We start from the raw sequence: 22,465 nt of genomic DNA, 5'->3' as shown, positions 1-22,465 counted from the left end.
TACTCACTAACAGCTTAAATCATGAAAACAAATAAAACAGTTATTATAAATATACTTTGTGCCTGGTTTTGTTTAATTGGTTCAGCTGTTAACGGCCAAGATACCTGGGCTCCCTATTTTACTCATCTTGATGTTAAACAGTATCAAGGACTTCGCTTTCGGTTCAATGCACTGGTGCGGGCGGAAGTAGTAGATGATAGTGCTGCTGCCCGACTTTGGGCCAGAGTAGACAAACAAACTGGAATGGGGTTTTTCGATAATATGGATAAAAGACCCATTCGCAGCAAGGAGTGGAAAAAATATTCCATCGAAGGTAAAATTGATTCAGGAGGTACTTCCATCGCTTTCGGTACCCTGAATACTTACAATGGTAAGTTTTACTATGATGATTTAAGATTGGATGTAGAAATTAAAAAAGGTAAATGGGAAAATGTATTTACCGCTGACTTTGAAAACGGTAAAAATACATTACACCAGGGCCAAACTGGAAATAAACTTTACAAGGCAACTCTAATAAGCGGGCAAAAAGCCCAAGGGACAAAATCACTGGTAATAGAAGGGGCCAATGTTCCAACCTATGGCATTAATAACAAAGTTGGGAAATATGCTAACGTTAACGGTATAAAACTTTATTATGAAGTGTATGGGCAAGGTACTCCTTTACTTGTTTTACACGGTAATGGCGGTTCAATAGAAAATGCCGCATTGTTTTACGATGACTTAATTAAAAAATATAAAGTAATTGCTGTGGATAGTCGGGCGCAAGGCAAGTCTACGGATACGGAGGCAGCACTCACCTATGAACAAATGGCTGCTGATGTAAATGGCCTTTTGGAGCAGTTAAAAACAGATTCGGCTCTTATATGGGGGCAGAGTGACGGGGCTATTCTGGGATTGATTTTAGCTATGAACTATCCCCAGAAAGTTAAGAAAGTACTTGCATTTGGTGCTAATATCCAGCCCGATAGTTTAGCAATATTTCCCTGGGGTATTTCGCACAGTCAAAAATTGGTTAAGGAAAGTAAAGATGCACAAGAAATAAAGTTGAATATACTAATGCTGAAACATCCCAATATCCCTTATTCAAACCTAAAAAAAATAAAAGCACCCATTTTGGTAGTAGCTGGTGATAGGGATGTTATTCGACCCGAACATACACTTAAATTATTTCAGCATATACCAAAATCCCAATTATGTATTCTGCCAGGGGCAACTCATGGGGCAGCCTGGGAGAACAAAGAACTTTTTCTGACTATGATGGATAACTTCTTTAGTAAACCATTCAAGATGCCTGATACAAAATCATGGTATAATCAATAACTATAATTTAAATAACGTGAGTTCGATGTAAGATTAATCGGCCCATAGCTTTACAAAGTTAGAGCTAAACTTGAGGGTAGGCTTTTTCGGCAGGAAAGAATAAGCTGCTAAGCCGGAAAGCAGATTGACGAGCCAGTTTTGTTTACTTCTATGGCGGGTATGCTGAATCTGGCAAGTGTTCTTTAAGAAGTCATTGACCGATTCAATCAAGGCTCTTTTGCGGAGCATCAGCTTTTCAAACGCTGAAAGAACTGGTGGCTTTATATTGCTTCTGAGCCTAGTGATGAGTTCGACGCCTTTGTGCTTCAGCTTTTCTTGTAGGTTTTGGCTTAGGTACCCTTTGTCGCCAAAGAGTTTGCCCCACAAGCCTTTAGTAAGGTGTTCTACTGGTTTTCGGTCATCAGTATTGCCAGGGGTGAGGCAAAAAGAGATGATCTCTCCCTGATGATTGATGACTAAGTGTAGTTTATAACCAAAGAACCAGCCCGTGGAAGTCTTTCCGCGTTGTGCTTTACTATAGAATACCCGATGCTGCAGGATGCGTGTATTCTGGCAAACAGCTAACGCGGTAGAATCAATGAAAGCAACGCCGTTGGTTTGTGCTAGTCTTTGCCGGCGCATAAACAAAGCTAAAGGAACCGTGCAGGCTTGCATGAGTTCTACAAAACGGTTATAAGAAACCAGATGCGGAAAGTAGTAGCGGTATCTTTTCATCACCTGCTTTTGATAGTAATCTTTGAATGTACGATAGCGTGAGAAATAAAACAGAATCACAATCGTCATCACTTCACTCATACATAAGCGAGACGTTTTGTTCCGCCGCTTAGTAGTTAGTAAATTCTTCTCCCATTCTCCTTGAAACTCTTTCCAGAAATCATGTACTTGGCAAAAAATCTTGATGATTTTCATGGCTTTGCTTGGTTTAGGTTGGCTTCCACCTGCTCTTACTCCCAAAGCCTTGTTTTTTGTTCCTCCTTAGCTCGAACTCACGTTTTTTATCTTTTTGTAACCGGCTCAAACTCGGGCTTTGGTGCGGGAATAAAAGTGCGGGTTATACTTGCGCCTTGATAAAACGATTTAATTACTTGCTGCACGTTTTCATTCGGCAACATATCTTCGTGCCCTGCATATTCCACCAGCACATGGGTGGCCTGAGTAAAGCCTTTTTTTATTTCTTCCACATTTGCGGCCGGGGAATTACTATCCATAGTGCCACTCACGAATAAAGTTCGGGTATTACTGGTAAAAGGCGCCCTGAAATCATCTCCCAAGTCAATCTTGCCCCAAAAGTTCTGGCCGAAGAGATCCGGGGTATTCATGGCATTGCCTAGCAAAGCCGTTTTTCCTTCCTGGATAATTTGGTTATAGCGCGCTTTCGTTGCTCCGGAGGCTAAACGCATCACGCCAATACCGGAACCGTACCCACTCGTAAACTGATTAAATCTCTTCTGAATATATTCTTGCAATTGCTCATAATCTCCTTTTTCAATGCCATAGAGCAGGGCCGGAAAATAAATAAAGCCGTAGGAGTCACCCGCGTCCAGGCGAAGGATCATTTGCAGTCCAAATTTTCCTACCCGTACTTCCCAGAGTTGATTGGTTTTTGCTTCTTTTATTTGCAGCCGGACAGGATCTTTTTCCAGTTTAGTTAACACTCTTTTTAGAAATGCAATCATATCGGGAACTTCGTTTTTAACGGCGGGGTCCTGAGCGGCTAAAGCAGCAATCTGCTGCAATTGCTTATCATAAGTGGAGGGTAAATGATGCATGTGATTGAAACCCGAAGTGCCAATTAACACCATCTTATCCAGAATATTGGGGTATTTTTTGGCAACGGTTAAAGCCAGGTGCGTACCATAGCTAATTGCCAAAAGATTAATTTTGGAGTAACCTAAAGCCTTACTTAGATCATTAATATCGTCGGCGTTCTGTAGGGTAGTATAGCCTCTGATATCAATGGACCTTCTTTTTAGCGTATCTGCGCCAACCTGAGCTATTCTGTCGGCAAATTCTATCATTCGCTGGGGAGATACAAAGATGTCTTTGCTGTCAATGATCGGCGTTTTGTAAAGTAAGGAAGGGCGAGAACTTCCGGAACCCCGTTGATCCAGGAGAATAATATCGTGCTGTTGCTGTAAGGGAAAAATTAACTTCTGAAAATAGTCTTCTTTGATATAATTTATGCCGGACTGTCCCGGACCACCGGCCAGAAAGATAATGGGTGTAAGCGGGGTAGGTGATTTTGCTTTCAACCGCAATATCTTTATTTGAATGGTATCGGTAGGAAGTGCCAAACGATTTTCTGGTACTTTTATACTGGCTAATTCATACAGGATGCTATCTCCGGCATAATTCTTAAACTTTACCTTCTGGAACGAAATAGTTGGTTGCTGCTTAGTGGCTGCAAGCGGCTGAAGAGGGGTTTGCGCCTGACCAAACAAGGACAAAAGAAAGGCGGAAAAAATGAATACTTTTTTCATTTGGCCATCCAAAGAATTAGGATTAAAGTGGAGCTAAACTTCAGCCAGGGTTTATTCCGCTATTATGAATTGTAAAAACGGCTAGCGAAAACTAATTTATTATTTATTTATAGAAATAGAAAGCAGTGCCCAGCTGGAAATATGCTTGACTGATTTTACTTTTTACCTGCATCATACAGCATTCTATAATGCTTTATCGTGCTAACAGCAGTTTAAAAGAGTGCACCTGGTTGCCAGAGGTAAGCCGAAGCATGTATATACCATTGGGTAATTCTTTACTTTGAATTTGTAAACTATTTAATATTCCGGCCTGAGTAACTGCCCCGAATAGATGCCCCAGATGAGCTCCTGTACTGTTATACAATTGCAGGGTAGTATAACCGGTTTTAGGCACAGAGAAGTGGATAGTTGTACTGCTGGTAAATGGATTAGGCTGAGCGTTAAGGTGAATTTTTTCGGCTTCGGTAACAATAATAGCATTTTGTGGCTTATCAGCAGATGAAATTCTGGTGGTAGCTAAAGGATCTACCACGGTAAATTTTACGGTGTAAGATTGGCCTTTATGCCCGGTGGCGTTTTTTAATTCGTAAGGGGAAACGGTTAAGGTATGCTTACCCGTAGGAAGCGCCCAAGGTCTGTAATTCTCTAGTTTGTTGCCGCCAATAGCGTAAGGAGCAAAATTTTCTTTAACCATTAACCAGTTGTTGAGGTTAAACAAAACACTGCCAACTTTTTCGGGGTAAGTTATGGCCCTAATATTTACATTTCGGGTGGGCAAAGTAGCCAGGTCAATTACCTCGCCATTCTCTAAGGTTTTAATATCCTGATCGGTTTCTGCGTTAACTAGTACAAGATTATTTACTATTTGATAGATAACATGAAAGTGGATGGTTAAGGGACTGCCTTTATTTCCTTTACCGTTTTTAAGTTCATAGGGGGTAGCAGTTAAAGTATAATCGCCGTTTGCGGGAGTCCAGCCAGAATAATCATTTTTATTATTACCGTACAAAGCAAACGGAGTACTATTTTCTGTTTGTATATGAGTTTGTTTTCCGGTTAATTGAAAAATTACACTCCCGGAAGTAGAAGAGGTATTCGCTCTAATATTTAAATTGAGAGCAGGCAGTGAAGCAAGGTTAAGTGTGTCTCCATCTTTTAACACTTTAATATCTTTATCTGTATCTGCGTTGATGAGAGTCATGGTAGTTTTTTTAGCAAAGTAAGTATTAACAATTCTTACTCTTTGATCGCTTGAACCAGTTGCACCTGTGAACCCCCAGTATACGTAAGCCGAAGCTTTAAAAAGTGAGTTAACTATATCTTCGGTATGGGTAAACTCTTGGGATAAGAAGTTTACCGTTAAAGTATGAGAAGAAGCATTCCAGGAAAAAGTAACATCATGCCATGCCCCGTCCTCAATGTTAATATCTAACGAATAAGCATCATTAGGATTGTTCTCTGTATTATGACCTGTATCCCCGTTTTTCAAAAAGGCGATATGGTCTTCTGCCGGATCATTAATTTCAAAATTTGGCCACGTGTCAAATTCTACTGCTATTGAAGGTGTAATGCTGGTATATCCCAAAAAGTGACCAACATAACCTAAAGCAGTGTTACTTAAAGGCTGCAAGGCAAAGGTAATCCCATCCGCTCCAAATTCATTATCTCCTAAAAAGACTTGAGCTTTAATAATAAAATCATTTTGGAGATCTATTTTTGTGCGAGACCAAACAGAACCTGACGTAACTGTTTTTCCTGAAGTTAATTGAAACTCATTATCGCTTACTTTTGTGGCACTTCCATTTGTTCTGAAATTTTGGGCAATTGTGCTAATAGAAATACAAAAGAATACCAGAAAAGCGAAAATTATTTTCATAAAACTTAATTATAAAGTTTAACTACAGGTGGTTTTAACTTCTGCTTGCCCATTCACGCTTCTCTTACTTCAATAATACTAGCTTGTAAGACTTCACTTCCTTTTCGTTTGTTAATCTTACTATATAAATCCCACTCGTTATATATTTACTTTTAAAAGATACTTGGTAAGTTTTTTGACCTTCTGCTTGTGCCTCATACAAGCGTTCGACTAATATTCCTTTCAGATTATACACGTCTAAAGTAGTATAGCATGATTCAGGTACTGAAAAGCTGATAGTAGTTTGAGCTAAAAAAGGATTAGGTGCAGCACTAATATTTGTCATCTCTTTTACGGAAGCAGCATCTGTTCGCTTGCGTAGCTGTGTGACAGAAAAGCGTCTGGCTTGGTCTAAAGAATTCACCACAGTAAAGGTTACTGTGTGTGCCTTTCCTTTCTGACCGGTCGCATTTTTTAATGCATAAGGAGTAGCTGTTAGAGTATGTTTACCGATGGGTAAAATCCAATCTCGATAGTTGTTTTTTATGTTACCCCCAATAGCATAAGGCGCATCGTTTTCCTGTACCGTTGACCAATTATTGAGATTAAATACCACGCTACCCACACTATACGGTGAAGTGTTCGCACGAATGTTTAGCTTACTTGTAGATAAGGTAGAAATATCAATTACATCTCCATTCTGGATTGTCCTAATATCCTGATCGGTAGCGGCATTTATGAGGGTAATACTATTGACAACCTGATAGATGACATGAAACTTAACTGTTAATGGAGTGCCTTTCTCTCCAGTCCCGTTTGCTCCTAAATAAGGAGTAGCGGTTAAGGTATAATTCCCTGGTTTTACTACTAAAGAGCCAAGATAATCATTGTTTTTATTGCCTAACAACGCATATGGCGTAATATTTTCTATTTGTTTATGGTAAAGGGTGCCATTTAGAGTAAAAACTACACTACCAATAGAATAAGAATTAGGTTTAGTGTTGGCCCTGATATTTAACTGAGTGGTCGGCAAGGCTGCTAAGTTTAGAGTGTCATTATTTTTAAGCCTACTAAGGTCTTTATTTGACTCTGCATCGATTAAAGTAAAGGTCGATATCTCGGGCGGTTTTTTGCAAGTCTTGGTTTCTGGTAGCCAAGAGGAGCCGTTAAAAACTCTCCCATCTCGTTTTAGTGGCGAACTATCCTTTACCAAGTTGCCATTTCCTTCGTCTAACTTCCAATAACCTTTTAAATTCTCATAATTAGAATGCAAGCTATTCACAGGAATATTCATCCAGTTCTGAATGGTAACTTGCGATAAAGCCGAATTCCATACTCTTACTTCGTCAATTTTACCTTTCATCCATCTGCCCTCAGAAAATCGAACGTCTTTTCCAAAGTCAATTACAGAGGTGGGCACATTTATGATTTTTGTAACTCCTTTACCTGTTATACCTACTTTTTTCCCATCCATATATAATTGGACGGAATTTCCGTTTGCCACGCCAGCCCAGTGATGCCAACCAGGTTTCAGAGGAGCTGTAGCAATAGAAGAAGTACCATTATCATTTACATAAAAGTCTAAGCGTTCGGACCAGGAGTGCATTAACCATACATTACTACTTCCATCGTCTTGATCTGCATTAGCTTGTCCTATACCAGATCCCCCGCCACTATTAACAACATCATAGTTGGCCCACCACTCCACGGTTATTTCATTCGAAAAGTTATAGAAGGGATGTTCAATCCGAACATAATCATTTACTCCATCAAACTCTAATGAGCTCCCTACACATTCTGGTAGTAAAGGGCGGTAACTATAGTTTTTATTTCCGGAAAGCAAAAAAACTATAGTAACAATTAATAAACTGTACTTTTTCATATTTACATTCTATGAAATGGCATTAGACCTACAATGATGGAATGCGAATTTTAAAAGTTGATGCTGTTCATGTACTAGTCTTCTTAAAGATTTATAAATTATTAGGAGTTTTAATGACTGCCAAATTAATAACAGCAGTAGCTAGAAGGTAAGTATAACTAGTAGTGGAATTACAAAATAGTTAAAAAATATTTATAAGACTTAACTGTATATGAATTTAATTTTTGTTAAAGTTTAAAAAGGTGATAATGGTAAATAGATAAGTTTATAAATGGTAGAGCCTTGTATGTGCCACTAAATAATAGAATAACATAGAAAGATATATGCATGCTTTAAAGCTAACTTTCAAATTAAAAATTAGTAATAATCAAATAACTAAAACAATGAAGGCTTATATATTATACATACATGATATAAATAGATTCTTCAGGATACGCTTTTATCATACCGTCCTGAGATTATTGAGATATCCCTTCCTAAGCCTTACAATCTTTAATATCTTATTTAAAAGCTTTTTTCGCTTGCGGTCCTTCGTACACTAATTTCAAGCCCCAATCTACATCTTCGGGTAATTTTGGTAATTTAATTATTCCAATTTTGCTGGCTGCTAATTTTCCATTGCCTACATCTTGCCAGGTGCCGTTACGAGGATTAAACCATTGTGCCCGGTAAATACTGTTCAGGCGGGCTCCCCGTATTTCTGCTTGCGGGCAACCTTTTTCAAAATAGGCCAGAAATAGGTTTTTGTCGGGAGTACGGGCACAATAAGCCCAACCTTCGTAACTCAGAATATCGTGGTTTTTGTTTGGTGATACCAGGTCAGCTAAGGGTACCAGGTCTTGGTAACGCTTGCCGATAGAGAAAGCAAAAGTTTTTAAATACTGCATCTCGGCACCGGATCGCCATTGAAAAGCATCCCACATGTGAATAGGAGCTGCTGGTTCAATATCTCCACCCCAAATTCCTTCGGCACCGTATACGTGACCGGCTAAACCACCCGATAAAAAGCTGCCGTACATACCCGAACGAACAAAAGCATTGTCCCGCTCGGTGCCGCCATCGGCACCTCGAGTATAATTAGCCGATCCCGGCCCGCGGTTATCTTTATAGCCCGAGTAATATGGCTCGCCGTTTAAGGCAGGTCGGGGATTTTTTAAATTGAAAATTTCGGTGAGGTACCAGTAATTATTATGTTCCCGCATATTTCCAATCTGATGCAGCGTAACCCAGGAGTCTTCGCCCCAGTTTTCCAGAGTAGAAGGGTTGGCATTGGCCGAAAGTAAATTGCCAAAAGGTGGCGGACCGTATTTTTTCTCCATTGCCTGAATAGCGGCTACATAATCATCCGGGCTAACGGTTTCGTCAATAATATCCAGGTGAATCGGACTCAGAACGGTATTATACGCCTGGTAGCGGGAGAATATATACTGAATAAACCGCGAATACGAATCGGGCCAACCATAGTATTTATACCAGAGCAAACCAGCATCCCGTCTGGAAACTTCAATAAAAGGCACAAACCCGTTGGCATTGAGGTAAGCAATCTTCCGGTCCAGGTATTTAAAATATTCCGGATTAATGCGGTCCATATCCGGAAAATAATTTTCGTAACCCGGTACTTTGCCCGGAAAGAAAAAAGGCCGTCCGCCTTCATTGTCCATGTTTTTGGCGCTGCCCGTACCAAACTCCAGCCAGGCAGAGCGTACCGTTGTCTTGGCGGAATCGTTCATGATAATATGCCACGATTTATCATCTGTTTTCCAGTTTGGAAAAGCGGCAATCACATTTACCCAATTATAACCTTGCGCTTTACGCAAACGGACGTAATCTTTAAAGCCAGCTTCCGGACCAATGGGGCGTTCTTTATCATCGTCGTACCATTTAAACCGATTGGCTCCCAACGGATACCAGGTATCGCCAATAGCAAAATAGGGGGTGCCATCGGCATGGTTTAAGGCGTGCTGATTAGCAGATGGCCGAAGAAAGCCGCGTCGTAAAGGATTCTCATTTTTTTCTTTTTCGCTCCAATTAATGGCTGTAAAAGAGCCCGTTTTACCGATCAACCCAGCGTCTTTTTGGTTCGAACCGCTTTTCCAACGCCACGTTCCGGGTTTAGTAGCTACCAACCGTAAATGAAAAGTATTACCGCCATCCCAAAATCCGTAGACCCGTTTTTGAAAATCCGGGCCAGTTACATCTACCCAAACCGTAACATCGGTATAAGCGTTTTTGTAAGAATTTTTAGCCGTAAAAGTAAGCTCCTGCATTTCCCAAACATGTACAGCCGGTGCAACTGCCCCCGCCTGAAACACAGTAAAGATTAAAGCAAATAACAAGTATTTTAGAAATTTCATTTTGATTTAGATAGATATGGTCCTTCTATTATGTGCTGTTGATTGAGAAATTTAGAACTTCTGTTTTTATCTGATAAGAGTATTTATTTAGTAAATTATTCTTCTTAGACTAACAGTTAGTTTAATGCAGCTACTTTATTTATACTACATAGGAAGGCTGCTCTTTATACATGTTTTCAATTTAATATTTACTAAAACAAAGCTAAATATATCTTATCTCGCTACTATTTAATAGTTAAAAGATGCTTTTTTCAGAGGTCGAAAATACGCTTTACAGTAAGGTTTTGCTCTGGCAACATACGAACCCACAACCACTATTAGACGAAGAAAATAGTATGGGCTTACAGGACACTTTTGGCTAGTAGTAAAAAGAAAAGGGCAGAACAATAGTGTTCTGCCCTTTATGCTAAGTGATTGAATTTCCGAAAATTGAATTAGAACGGATAGCCTATCGCAATATTTAAAATTGGTTTTCTGTTTGGTGAAGATGGAAGCACCTCACCCGGTAATAAATCTTCGGGTTGGCGTTGGGGGATGCGCAACGGGAAGCCTACATCAAACCGAAGTACAATTACCTGAGCATCAATTCGGATGCCGGGGCCTGCTCCTACGGCTAACTGTTCAAAAAACTTGCTGGCTTGAAATTTAGCGCCCGGCTTTTCGGCTGTTTCCCGAGATAACCAAATATTACCGGCATCTACAAACAAAGCGCCTTTTACGTACGGGAATAAATCTACCCGGTATTCCATGTTCGCTTCAAAGCGGATATCGCCGGTTTGATCGAAATAACTGCTACTCGATGGATCGCGGAAAGTACCAGGACCTACGGCGCGCGAACGAAAAGCCCGTAAGCTGTTAGGCCCGCCAATAAAAAATTGCTTTACGTAGGGCAGTGCCCGCGAATTACCGTAAGAAAAGCCAATTCCTGTAAGCAAGCGTGTAGCTAACATGCTGCCCTTGGTTAATTTCAAATAGTAACGCGTATCCAGATCCAGACGGGTATACTGCGAATAAGCTTGTTTAAATATAGTGCCGCTGTTATTTACTAAACTGAATAAATTTCCGGAAGCATCCAGGTTAGCGTTAAAGTAAAAGTGATTGCGTAAATCAGAGCGTGCCTGATCGTTGTAATTAAAATTATAAATACCGCCTAAAATAAACTGGTTCTGAAAACTCTGCCTTAAATAAGCACTGGTATCTAAACGGGCCTGAAATTCCGGCGATACTTTCGCCAAGTTTACGTATTGGAGGTTAATAGGCGTAAATTCGTGGGTAATGGTAGCTTTGGGTTTCCAGATGTAGGAGTAACTGGCATTGTAGCCGGTCATTTGGAAGAAGCCTACCCGGTTCATGTAATTAGCTCCCAGGCGGAACCGGGTTTTAGGTACAAACTCGCTCCGTACATTACGCAAACCTGCAATAGGGCTAATAATCCGGGGAACGTATAAGTCGGCGGTAACCCCAAAAGAAAACGAGTTAAGCGAGGCATTAGCCGTATTGTTGTCGCTGCCGGTTTTTTGTTCGTCTTTTTTATTGCCGCCTACTTGGGTTTCCTGGTTGGCATTTAAGCTCAGTACAAATAATTCAGCGCCCCGCATTAAGTTGCGATGCCGATAATTCAAATTAATACCTGGTCCGGTAAAGTTGTTACTCTTACTTACGTATTCGGCCTCCGCGCGCATCGATTGGTTCACTACCGGCGTTAGTCGCATTTCAGCATTTAAAAGGTTGGGTTCGGCATCTACCTCAAAAAACTTTAAATCTACAAACTGAAACGTTCCCAAACCCATTAAACGGCTCAGGGTAAGCGCATGGTCGCGACGGGTATAAAGCGAATCAGGCATTAAAAATACCGAAGGAAGCAAGCGTTTCGCCTTTAAAGTTAATTCGTTCGGGTAGTATTTATACCCTTGTATCATTACCGGTTGGGTTTTAGGCGGGTTTTCGTAGCCTATTCTATAATCAGTAAAAATAGAAATTTCATTCAGGCGATAGGATCGTTTGGATCGCGCCGGGGTTTCGGGCTTTAATTGCACGTACAAATCAATGGTACGGTCGTGGCGGGTGCTATCGGCTTTAAAAATAATAACGTCCGGACCAAAGAAGAAAAAACCCTGATTTTTTAATTCACCATCGATGCGGGTACGTTCGGCGATCAGCGTATTTAAATTATACACCTCCCCTACTTTTAACAGAGACGTTTTTTGCGTACCCGCCATGGCTTTAGAAGCTTCACTAATAGAGTCGCCGGTAGGAAAATGAATGGCTTTAATGCGGTAAGGAGCGTTAACCTGCGCATTATAAACCACTTGGGCCATGCGTTCTTTTTTTTCTTCTACGCGGTAAGTAACCCGCGAACCAAAATAGCCATTGTTGTTTAAACGGTTATGCAACAAACTCACTACATTTTTTACTTTTACCGAATCGAGTAGTACCGGTTCCTGGCCAAATTTTCTTCTGATCCAGGCGGCTAGTCCTTTCTTTTTATTTTGGTTACCAATATTGTTGATCCATAAGCCCGGACGAATACCCAGGAAAGAAGTGTTTGGTTTAGGGGTAATAACACTTTCTAACTCTGGCTCCAGGGTTTTTTTAGTCGGAATAATGGTATCGGATTGTAGTACCAGCTTGTGGCCAATGTATAATTTCCGGCCGGGCGGCAAGGTTTTGGTGCTGCTGCAACTGCTCAAAGCCAACAACAAACAGCCAACCGCCAGAACCAGCATCTGCCGAAGAGAGAATAGACGCAAAATATAAAATCGTATCATTAACGCTGTAAAAAGTTTTTTATCATGGTTAAACCCGGTAGGTTTTAAAAGCTACCGGGTTTGTTTCTTTTGTTAATTCTGGGCACTTACGTTATTTGGGTCCTGCTGTTTAGCCTTGCGTTGTGCCTTGGATATGCGCCGGAAAAGTTCCGCGAAACTGTTGTAATCGCGTTGGTAAACTACGGCAGCGCCCGTTTCCTGCACCTGGGCTTCGGTTAAGGTTTCGTAAGCATCTTGTTTAAAGCCCCGTACCCGCAAACGACCATCGGGTAATACCAAGTATTCTACCGAGAAGTTACCGGCAAAACCGCTGCCGCCATTTTGTTCACTGCTTTGACTGCGGCCTTCCAGACCAACGTTGGTACCTACTCTAAACTGCAGGCGATCGTTAAAGAACTGCCGGCGAACGGCTACGTTTAAATCAGTCCGGTTCTGGGAGGAGCCGGTACTGTAGTCCTCGTAAGTATTTAAGCCTAATTCCAAGCCTAAACCACCCGCATACCGGTTAGTTAAATTATCTAACTGATCATTCAATACATCGCTTAAACTGTTACGGATAGTACCTTCTAAACCACCGCCACCAGATGATTGCAACGGATCGGGCGCCAGGAACCGGTTGAGCACCAACAAGGCAAATACCTGTTTGTTCATTTCGGATGGTTCGCTGCGTAATTGCTGGATAGCGGGGTAAGCAGCGGTAGCTGCCGGCGACGAGGCGCGTTCTTCTTCCGGAATATCAATATCAAACGTAATATCTGGTTTTAGTAAATCATTTTTAACGTTTACGTACACCAGGAATGGTACCTTTTGCTTGAATCTTTCATCTGTTTGGCTACCTGGAGTCTGACTGGCTAATAATTCTCTAGGTGCTGTTTCTACCTTGTACACTGCCCTAATATCGGCGGTAGCTTCTAATGGGTCGCCTAGCCAGGTAATAGTACCGCCTTCGGCAAATTCCAGCTCCCGTTTTACGTTTAAGAAACTCAAACGGTATTTACCTTCTTTTATGGTATAGGTACCCGTTAAATCCATGCTGCCCCCGGATCTATGCCAAAGTTGAGTTTGGTATTACCGCGCACATCCAGGAAGTCGCCGGTAATAGGGTCCACGATTACCGTAAATAAAGTTTCATCGGTTAAATTAATGGTTGCGGTTAGTTCAAAGCCGCTCATGGCTACATCCTGAATAGTATCTTCTTCGGTTTCGACTAACTGGGCGCCTCGTCGGCGCATATTTACAAACTGCACAATTCCTTCCTGCGACTGCTCCGTAGCTTCGTTAGGTAACACCATGGTTAAGCGGGAACCTTTTACTACAGTTACATCAGAATTTATAATAGGAGTAGTGATATCGCCCTGAATCCGGGTGCGGCTATCCAGAATAAGTTTACCGTAGTACAACTGGTAGTTTTTCTCAGTGGAGTTAATTGCCAGAAAATCGTCGGTAGTAGCGGTCAGGTCGAAACGGTAATACGCGTAATCCGGAGTATATACGGCACCGGTAATAACGGCTTTGTTGTTTAGTGAGTCGAGAATTGTAAAGTTGTTAAACCGGATACCTTCTTCGTTGAGCGAAATAGTTTCGTTTACTAACCGGTAAGTAGAGTTGTACATGGCTACTGTAAACGCCGTGTTGCTAAACGTTGCGGCTCCCCGGATGACGGGCTTACTGGTACTACCTGTAATAGTAAAATTACCGCCCACATTGCCCGATACCCGTTTGAGCATACCGGCGCTGAATCCTTCGACCATGGCCATGTTAATGCTGCCGATGGTAGCCGTTAAGTTTAAGGCATTAGTGGTATCCTGCGCTAAATAATAACCGGTAACGTTGGCGTTGTTGCCGTTGCCACTCAGGCTGGCATTTACGTTATAGCGGGTAGTTTCCGGGTTGCTGGCCTGTACCGCAATATTACCAATTGGAATACCTGTATAAGCTAAATTGGCCACTGAAACATCAGAAGTAAAGCGTAAGGCCTTCGTAATATCCCGTAATACCACGTTGCCGTTCAGCACGCCGGCTATCATTAACGTATCGGGGTTTTGCTGAATAGAGCGCGAAATATAACCTAAATCAAAATTGCTGAAGTTTACTTCCAAAGGCGCATTTACCGTACTGGTGCCCTGGCTATTAATGGCCAGCGAGCTGTTATCATAGGCTAACCGAACATTACGGGCAAAAACATTATTGTCTTGGTACTGAATATAGTTATCGGGGGTAACCGTCCATTTATCGCCGTTAATTATTAAATCGTCGGGTGCAAAACTAAAGCGGTAGCCTTTGGCAATGGTGGAAAGCAAACCTCCTATGGCAAAGCGGGCCTGGCCATTATTATTCGAAATCTGGGCGTGAGTGCGCAGCGTATTATTCTGTAAATCGGTATTTAAGGCAATGTTCCGCACTTGCATCGAAGAATCGGCCAATTCCATTACGTGCATGGCAAAGGCTATTTTGTCCCGGTCGCTGTTAACGTTTATCCGGGCGGTATCAATGTTATAGCTCATGTACTTCATGCCGGGAACATTGGCATTTACCCGCAGGTTTTGGTTGGCACTGGTGTAAGAGCCGGCAAAAGTGCTGGGACGAAGGCGTTTTAAATCCGGTACAAACGCCCGGATTACCCGCGAACGGCGCAGTTTAAAGTTAAATTCAAAATCCTGTAAGTTTACCGGTGAGGTAAAAGGCGCTTCCTGAATGTCGAAATAACCATCGATGAATTTTTGGAGCGCTACCGGCAAATCAGATAAGCTGTTGTTGCCCCGGAAAAAGCCCGAAAGAATACTCGACTGCAACCGGATATCGGTGCGGCCAATGGCATTATTCAACTGCATTTGTAGGGTGTCAATCGGGTAGTTGCGCTTGTTTTGCCGCATTAGTAAATTTCCAATGCCCAGCGTACCTTTCATTTCATCCGGCGAGGCGCCGCTTAAATCAGCGCTTATTAACCCTCTTAATTGAAAATCGGTGGCGTAGAAATGCAGTGCTTTTAAATTAGCATTTTCAATATTTAAGTTAGCCCGGTAAACCGGTACTTTCTCATTGCGTAAGTTAAAGTTACCATCCAGGTTAAAGGCCAGGTTGGTATCTTTCATGTTACCGGTTACCGCATATACATTGCGGTCGATGTTACCTTTTAAGTTTACATCTTTGTATTGATATTTATTGTAGAAAACTTCCTGCACGGTAGCTGTAAAATCGGCCTGCATTTTTTCCGGGCTAAAGCCACTACCCGTGGCGGTAGCCGAAGCCGTTACAGTTCCTAAAGTAGGTTCCTGTTTCAATAATCTGCCTACATTAAAACGGACCAGACGGGCGGTAGCATTAAAGCGTTCGCCGGGTTGTAACTGAGCTTCTACGCGGCCATTACCAAAGGAGGTAACAATATCAGCATTCGTAATAAAGTTTTCCAGCGAACCGTTAAAGCTACCGGATAAGCGTAAATTTTCCGGGATGCGGATAGCAGTAGGGAGCGTACCTTTAGGCAGTAAATTTACTAAAGCACTGCGGGAAGTAGCAAAATTAGCAATCTGCAAATTCATTCGTAGCCGGTCCGGGTCGGTGGCATTATGGATGGAGCCACTCAGTGCTAAAGATGTACCGCCGGCGGCATTAGCCCGAAAGTTATTAAGATTTAAATCTTTCATAGTACCTCGCACTCCGCCGGCCAAAGAAATACGGGTTGGTAACGAAATAGTATTTGGAATAGTACCCGCCGGAACCAGCGCCAGAATATCGGTACGGGTAGTAGTAAACTCGTTTATGCGTAAATCCAGAGCGCCCTTGTTCACGAAATCCAACATTTGCTTTAAATTACCAGTCAGGTTAATAGAAGTGCCCGCTAAGCCGCGCAACCGGAAACTGTTAGCATTTAAATTATCCAGGCGGCCAAACAAGCGGCCGTCGAGCGTAATAGAACGATTCGTAATTTTCCGGAAAGATGGATTTTCCGCTAAAGTTGGAACGAAGTAAAGAATATCCTGCAAACCAATAGTAGAGTTTTCCAGGTCGGCGTCGATGCGCAGTTGGTTAATGTCTTCGCCAATGGTTTCTAAAGAAGGATAGCCTAAGGCAAAGCTTGGGCGTAAATGGCTTTCGGCGGTTTGTAAATCCAGGTTGGTTAAAGCAGCACGGGTAGAATCTACGTTAATATTAGCGGCGAAATTATTTAACCGGAACCCGCTTTTTTCCTGTAAGGTTAGCTGGTTTAAATCGGCGGTAATACGATTAGTGCTGTAATATAAATCGTTTAGATCGAGGTTAATGTTTTTAAACGCCAGGTGGTTAAAATCCATCCCGGTTTTTTGCTCGGGCGTGTTATAGTTACCAAAGTCAACGTTTAAATTTCCAACGTTTAAATCACCGAGCGTTACTACCCAATTTACTGGTTCGCCGGCTTCAGCTTCGGCGGCACTGTCTATTTTGGCGGCTGTTTCGGCTGGGTTAACGGCCAGGGAGTCTGGGGAAGTATTTTTGTCCTGGAAGTAAGCAAAATAAGCATTGTTCAGATCGAATCGTTTTAAATCAATCCGTGCGTTTTTCAAGTCTATTTTATCGGCGGCCAGTTCCGATTTTTTTACATCCAGGATAATGCGCTGGGCTGCAACTTTATTATTAAAATTAAATTTAATGTTTTCGAGATTTACTTTTCGCAGACCAATATCCAGGGTAGTAGAATCGGTGGTAGTGGTATCGGGTACTACCTTGCTTTGAGTAATGTTGGCGTAGCTATTTCGCAGCGTTACTTCGCCAATATGGTACAGCGATTTTTCGGGATTAAATTCGTCCATGTTAGCCGAGGCAAAACCTATCCGGGTGCGAATATCGTTACCACCAACTTGGTCGGCCATGGTAAAGAAAATATTGTTAAACTGCAGGGTACCTACTTTATAATCCCAAGGCGTACCGGTAGTGGTATCTACAGGCGCAGCTGTAGTGTCGCCGGCAAAAGCAGCTATAATAAAGTCGTAGTTAGTCGCGCTATCCGGCATGGTAGAACTAATATGCACGGTGGCATCGTCGAGCTTGACTGAACTAACGTTGATTTGATTTTTAAGCAGCCCGAAAATATTAATGTCTACCCCTAACCGGCCGGCATATACCAGGGTATCGCGTTTTTGGTCTTCGAGGTAAAATCCTTTCAAAACCAGGCTATTGCGCCAATCGGTGGTAAAGCCGCCAATGGTAACTTTGGTATTTAAGGTTTTAGCCAGGTAGCTAGCCCCTTTTTGGGCGGCGAAACGCTGCACACCCGGAATCTGGAGAGCAATAACGAGCAGGAGAACCAGGGCCAGCGGCACACCGATAATCCATAGTAAGGCTTTTAAAAGCCGACGGGGAGTTTTGCTTAAAGGTGAAATATGTTTAAAAATTAAATTTAACAGGACGAAATCAAGCTTTCTACGCAATTTTTTGAAGAAAGGTGCTATTTAGTTAAATCCGACTTAAAAGAAGCTGTATTTGATTGAATATAGAAAATAAATGAGGCTTGGTGAGTGGGTGTTACTCAGGCTAAACGGGAGATTTAAGATCGAATGCCTTAATTTTTAGAGGAAACTTATTCTTCTACTTTCTTTATTTACTAAAATTAATAAGTATAGGAAGAGCCTTTATAAAGCCTTTAAAATCAGGTATTGATGTATTTATTTACTTATTCGTGAAATTAACTTTAAGGAGGTTATTACTGTTGGTGCTTTTACCCGGAGCTGTTTAGCATTTTAACGTTTATTCAATTAAAGTACCTGTTATGGGGTCTATCAGGAGTAATTCGACATTATTCTAAAGGCTAAACAACTTTCGGTTATAGTTCTTGAAAAATGCGCCGAATACGAAAATAAGTTCAGGAAGTTACCTTTAGTCGGGTTCTTAGGTCTTTTTTTAGAATTTTACCGGTAGCAGTCATGGGTAATGATTTTACAAATTCTATTGCGCGAGGGTACTTATAAGCAGCCATGCTGTTTTTAGCAAATTCCCGGATCTCGTCCGCAGTAGCTTGCTTTCCTTCCTTCAGTACAATAAATGCTTTAATTTCTTCGCCTAATTTTTCGTGGGGCACTCCAATAACGGCAGTTAGCGAAACTGCCTGGTGTTTCATTATTATTTCTTCTACTTCGCGGGGGTATACATTTAAGCCGCCCCGGATAATAATATCTTTGGTTCTATCCACAATAAAGTAAAAACCATCTTCATCTTTAATGGCCACATCGCCGGAATGCATCCAACCATCCCGTAGTACTTCATCCGTTTCAGCGGGCCGATTGTAATACCCCTGCATAACGTTATGGCCCCGAAATAGCAACTCTCCTTTCTGGCCGGTGGGCACTTCCTCGCCGTTTTGGTCTACTAACTTTACTTCTACTCCCCAAACGGGAGTACCAATAGAGCCGGGCTTGGTGCCTACTTCTGTTTGGTTAAATGTTACCACCGGCGAACCTTCTGACATGCCATAACCTTCCAGAATAAGTACCTTAAAGCGTTCCTGAAAATCTTCTAAAACCCGGACGGGTAAAGCTGCTCCGCCCGAAACGGCCAAACGCATGTTCTGCGTAATTTTATTGTAGTCGAAGTTTTTACTCGTGCAATGTAATAAGGCCCAGTACATGGTAGGTACCCCCACAAAAAGGGTTATTTCGTGTTTTTGCAATAAACCAAATACCGTTTCGGCGTCGAATTTAGGAAGTAAAATGCCGTGGGCTGCCCGATAAACGCCCGCGTTCATTAAACAGGTCATCGCAAAAATATGAAACAACGGCAGCACAATAATGGTCCGGTCAGCAGCAGTTAGTTTAAATAAATCGGCCGATAAAATAGCATTAAAAGCTAAACTGGAATGGGTTAGTTGCGCTCCTTTGGGTTTGCCGGTAGTACCGGAAGTGTACACAATTACCGCGGTGTCTTCGGCCGCAGTTGGAATAATATTTAAAGTAGTTGGTTGCGCGCTAATTAAGTTGCTAAACGTTTTTACCCCGGCAATTGCAGGTGCATCGGCAGGGTTAGGCGTAATTTCAAAAAAGTGGGTGCAGGTAGGAGTATTAATAAAGGCAGCATGCCCCATTTGCGCCATGGGTAATTCGGCATTTCCGGTAAAACAAAAATAAGCTTTAGCCTGGCTATCGGCGAGGTGATAGGCTATTTCATCGGTTTTAAACAAAACATTGAGCGGCACTACTACTGCGCCGGCTTTTAAAATACCATAATAAATAATCGGGAAATAAGGCAGATTAAAACAACTTAAGGCAACTTTATCGCCCGTTTGCAAACCCAGGCTTCGCAGGCCATTGGCTACCTGGTTCGCTGCCCCATTTACCTGCGCATACGTTAAAGTAGTTTCGCCGAAGGTAAAGGCATTTTTATGGCCCGAATGAACGGCGCTTGCTTGTAAAAAAGTAGCTAGGTTAAACATGTTGGTTCAGGCGTTTACTAAAATTTAAGTAATTGTTTCAAAGCACGTTAGGACAGACATGCTGGTAAGCTTATTTATTAAACAGAAATAAAAACAACAACCGCTTGCTACCGGAAAAACAGAAGATGCACGTTTATAAAGATATAAATAAAATCAGAAAGGAAGAAGCCTAATGGGGTAGTTGTATTCTGGGGCAACTTGTTTTACGGGCAGAAAATAAAAACTCCTCCTGATTGAATAACCAGAAAGAGTTTGTGCTAAGTCCATTATTAAAAAAAATCTTATAGTATACTTTTGATATTACCTTAAATAGAACCCATACCCCCCATCATTTCTTTGGTTTGAGCATGGCTGAGCGGACGGGGGAGCTAATTGAGGCGCATCGCCTAAGGGCTTAATGAGTTGCACGGTAAATTAACATTTGCCCTCGATAGAAGGGCCGGAGGTCCAGCGGCCATCCGGCGTAGTACCATCGGCAATATTGGTAGAAACAATCGTATAATTTAAGCTAGGAATTATTTGATTTCTGGCGCTGAAATGGTGCCATTTGTAGCCACACTAAAGCGGATAGTACCGATTGATTCACTTACAGGTTCGGCAACCAGGTTGGCCTTTAAAGTATAAGAACCCGAAAGGTTACTGGCTGAAGTTAGTGAATCGGCCTGTGCTTGGGTAATGGCCGTAGTAGAAGGAATATCCAGCGAAGCTGCCTGATGGGCCTGAATCAGGTAATCTTTTCCCAAACTTCCGGCAGCCAGGTAATCTTTTAATTGCGCATTCAGTTTTAAATCGCGTAAGTAAAAATCAAAATTATTGGGGTTTTGGATCGTCAAAGTTAAGATCAAGCGCTGGTGCCGAAAGCCAAAATCTTCTGTTTTTACCGCTGTAATTTGAGGAACAGATAATACTGGCAGAACAATTGGTAATTTTCGAGTAACATTAAAGCTCCGGCTACCAATGAATGGTAAGTCGCAGTTAATTTGAAAGTGGGCCTCTACTGAATCGTTTTTAGTAATTTGTTGCTGTATCAAAGCACCCACTTGGTTGTAATTAATACTTACCGGCAGGGCAAAACGCTGGATTCTTCGGGTTTGACTTTTGGGGGATAATTGTTGCTCTCCGTGCGTAATACTTTGACCGTACAACCGGAAATCATAGGTCAAGTGATAAATATACACCGGAGCAATTTTAGAAGTAGCATTGAAGTGTACCTTCATGGTAGCTTGCTGGTTATTAATATAAATATCGGTTATCCGAATATTATTTATTTCTGGAATTACATAGGCAAGCAATTTTTCCCGGGGTGTGAAAGCGTATACTACCACTCCCCCGATTAAAATTAAACTCACCAGAATGCCCGTTATTTTCAGAAATCGTTTCATCGGCGTTACATGCAGCTTCAACCTTTTACTTATCTGATTACTCTTTCGGCCAGAAAATGTTGAACGCAACGAAGCAAGTTGCAGGTAATCAGTGTAATGTTAAGAATGAATTGCTTTTGACAGAGGTGGAATACCTTTTTAAAGTTGAATAGGAAGCTTTTCTGTGGAGACTTGATAAGGCTCCACAGAAAAGCTCTTTATTTAACTGTAAATAAATTTAGCCTGGAGTACAAAATAAAAAACCGGTAATTCTTTGGTTATACCAAGAACTACCGGCTATAAAGAATCAGATAAAACGGACTTTAAGCAACCATTTTACCCGTTTTTTTCAGGTACTTCACAAATAAATAAATTACTAATAACGCCGGCAAAATCACGTAGAGCAAACTATTGCGGGTTTCTTCGCTGGAATTAGTTAACTGCGGATATTTGAATAGCAGAATGAGCGTAATACCTACCAGCCAGACAAATTGGGTATTGTATTCCTTTAAAATCCAACGGTTCGCATTAAAATGCATGCCTTCAAACGTTTTGCTAATACCTTTTAAACTAGGTATCCAACGGTTTACGCGTTGGCAATAAGCATCGAACTGCGCACCAAATTTATTGCGTAAGAAGTTTTCTTCGGCGAGTACAATAGCCTGGTAAATAAACAGGAACAATGGAATAAGAATGCCCACGTAAATAAGCGAGTTCGATAAAATTCCTACCCCTAGCAGCATTAAAATATTACCTACGTAAAGCGGGTTGCGGCAATGGTTAAAAATACCTTCGGTAACCAACTTTTCGGCGTAAACTTTTTTGTCTTTGCCGCCGCGAATAATATAGGCCAACCCAATGGTAGCTCCCCGGATGGCCTGGCCGCTAACTGTTACCACTAAACCAATTATAATGGGCCACCAATAATAATTTTCACCAAAAATTTCGGGCGTAAAAATATCCGGCGACGGAATAAACAGTGCTAAATACAGAAAAATAAAAAGCAGGTTGCGGTACTTAAAAAAGAAATTACCAATAGTTACCAT

12 protein-coding genes are annotated in these 22,465 nt (G+C 41.7%); 1 reads left to right on the top strand and 11 read right to left on the bottom strand.

From position 1 onward, the window contains the following. Positions 1-21: 21 nt before the first annotated feature. Positions 22-1,320, top strand: coding sequence for an alpha/beta fold hydrolase (locus HUW48_RS22220; protein ID WP_182413018.1), 1,299 nt, complete (start codon positions 22-24; stop codon positions 1,318-1,320). A gap of 33 nt (positions 1,321-1,353) precedes the next feature. On the opposite strand, the gene HUW48_RS22215 is transcribed toward HUW48_RS22220, so the two are convergent. The 11 genes from HUW48_RS22215 to HUW48_RS22165 all read right to left on the bottom strand — a co-directional run bounded on the left by HUW48_RS22215 (position 1,354) and on the right by HUW48_RS22165 (position 22,465). After that, entirely contained in the window at positions 1,354-2,229 is an 876-nt protein-coding gene (locus tag HUW48_RS22215; RefSeq protein WP_182413017.1) for an IS982 family transposase, read from the bottom strand. Between the two features lie 86 nt (positions 2,230-2,315). Next, positions 2,316-3,800: an alpha/beta fold hydrolase gene (locus tag HUW48_RS22210; RefSeq protein ID WP_182413016.1), complete on the bottom strand. Its 1,485-nt coding sequence runs from the start codon at positions 3,798-3,800 to the stop codon at positions 2,316-2,318. Positions 3,801-3,993: 193 nt separating this feature from the next. After that, positions 3,994-5,676 carry a lectin-like domain-containing protein gene (locus HUW48_RS22205; RefSeq protein WP_182413015.1) on the bottom strand — a complete coding sequence of 561 codons (1,683 nt, stop codon included), beginning with the start codon at positions 5,674-5,676 and terminating at the stop codon, positions 3,994-3,996. 64 nt (positions 5,677-5,740) lie between these two features. Beyond that, positions 5,741-7,537: a LamG-like jellyroll fold domain-containing protein gene (locus tag HUW48_RS22200; protein WP_182413014.1), complete on the bottom strand. Its 1,797-nt coding sequence runs from the start codon at positions 7,535-7,537 to the stop codon at positions 5,741-5,743. A 500-nt stretch (positions 7,538-8,037) separates the two neighbouring features. After that, a complete protein-coding gene (locus HUW48_RS22195; RefSeq protein WP_182413013.1) occupies positions 8,038-9,891 on the bottom strand; it encodes an apiosidase-like domain-containing protein in 1,854 nt (617 codons plus the stop codon). Between the two features lie 434 nt (positions 9,892-10,325). Continuing rightward, positions 10,326-12,659: a translocation and assembly module lipoprotein TamL gene (gene tamL / locus HUW48_RS22190; RefSeq protein ID WP_182413012.1), complete on the bottom strand. Its 2,334-nt coding sequence runs from the start codon at positions 12,657-12,659 to the stop codon at positions 10,326-10,328. Between the two features lie 72 nt (positions 12,660-12,731). Then, positions 12,732-13,691 (bottom strand): translocation/assembly module TamB domain-containing protein, encoded by a 960-nt coding sequence (locus HUW48_RS27380; RefSeq protein ID WP_182413011.1) that lies wholly within the window; start codon positions 13,689-13,691, stop codon positions 12,732-12,734. Further along, positions 13,682-18,064: a translocation/assembly module TamB domain-containing protein gene (locus HUW48_RS27375; RefSeq protein ID WP_182413010.1), complete on the bottom strand. Its 4,383-nt coding sequence runs from the start codon at positions 18,062-18,064 to the stop codon at positions 13,682-13,684. Before HUW48_RS27375 ends, HUW48_RS27380 begins: the two co-directional genes overlap by 10 nt. Before the next feature lie 431 nt (positions 18,065-18,495). Then, positions 18,496-20,058, bottom strand: coding sequence for a long-chain-fatty-acid--CoA ligase (locus HUW48_RS22175; protein WP_182413009.1), 1,563 nt, complete (start codon positions 20,056-20,058; stop codon positions 18,496-18,498). Between the two features lie 515 nt (positions 20,059-20,573). Beyond that, a complete protein-coding gene (locus HUW48_RS22170; protein ID WP_182413008.1) occupies positions 20,574-21,440 on the bottom strand; it encodes an NDR1/HIN1-like protein in 867 nt (288 codons plus the stop codon). A gap of 302 nt (positions 21,441-21,742) precedes the next feature. Next, complete coding sequence (locus HUW48_RS22165; RefSeq protein WP_182413007.1) at positions 21,743-22,465, bottom strand: methyltransferase family protein; 723 nt, start codon at positions 22,463-22,465, stop codon at positions 21,743-21,745.

Origin of the sequence: Adhaeribacter radiodurans (genome assembly GCF_014075995.1) — a bacterium.
Classification (GTDB): Bacteria; Bacteroidota; Bacteroidia; order Cytophagales; family Hymenobacteraceae; genus Adhaeribacter; species Adhaeribacter radiodurans.
This window is presented reverse-complemented; position numbering and strand designations above follow the sequence as displayed.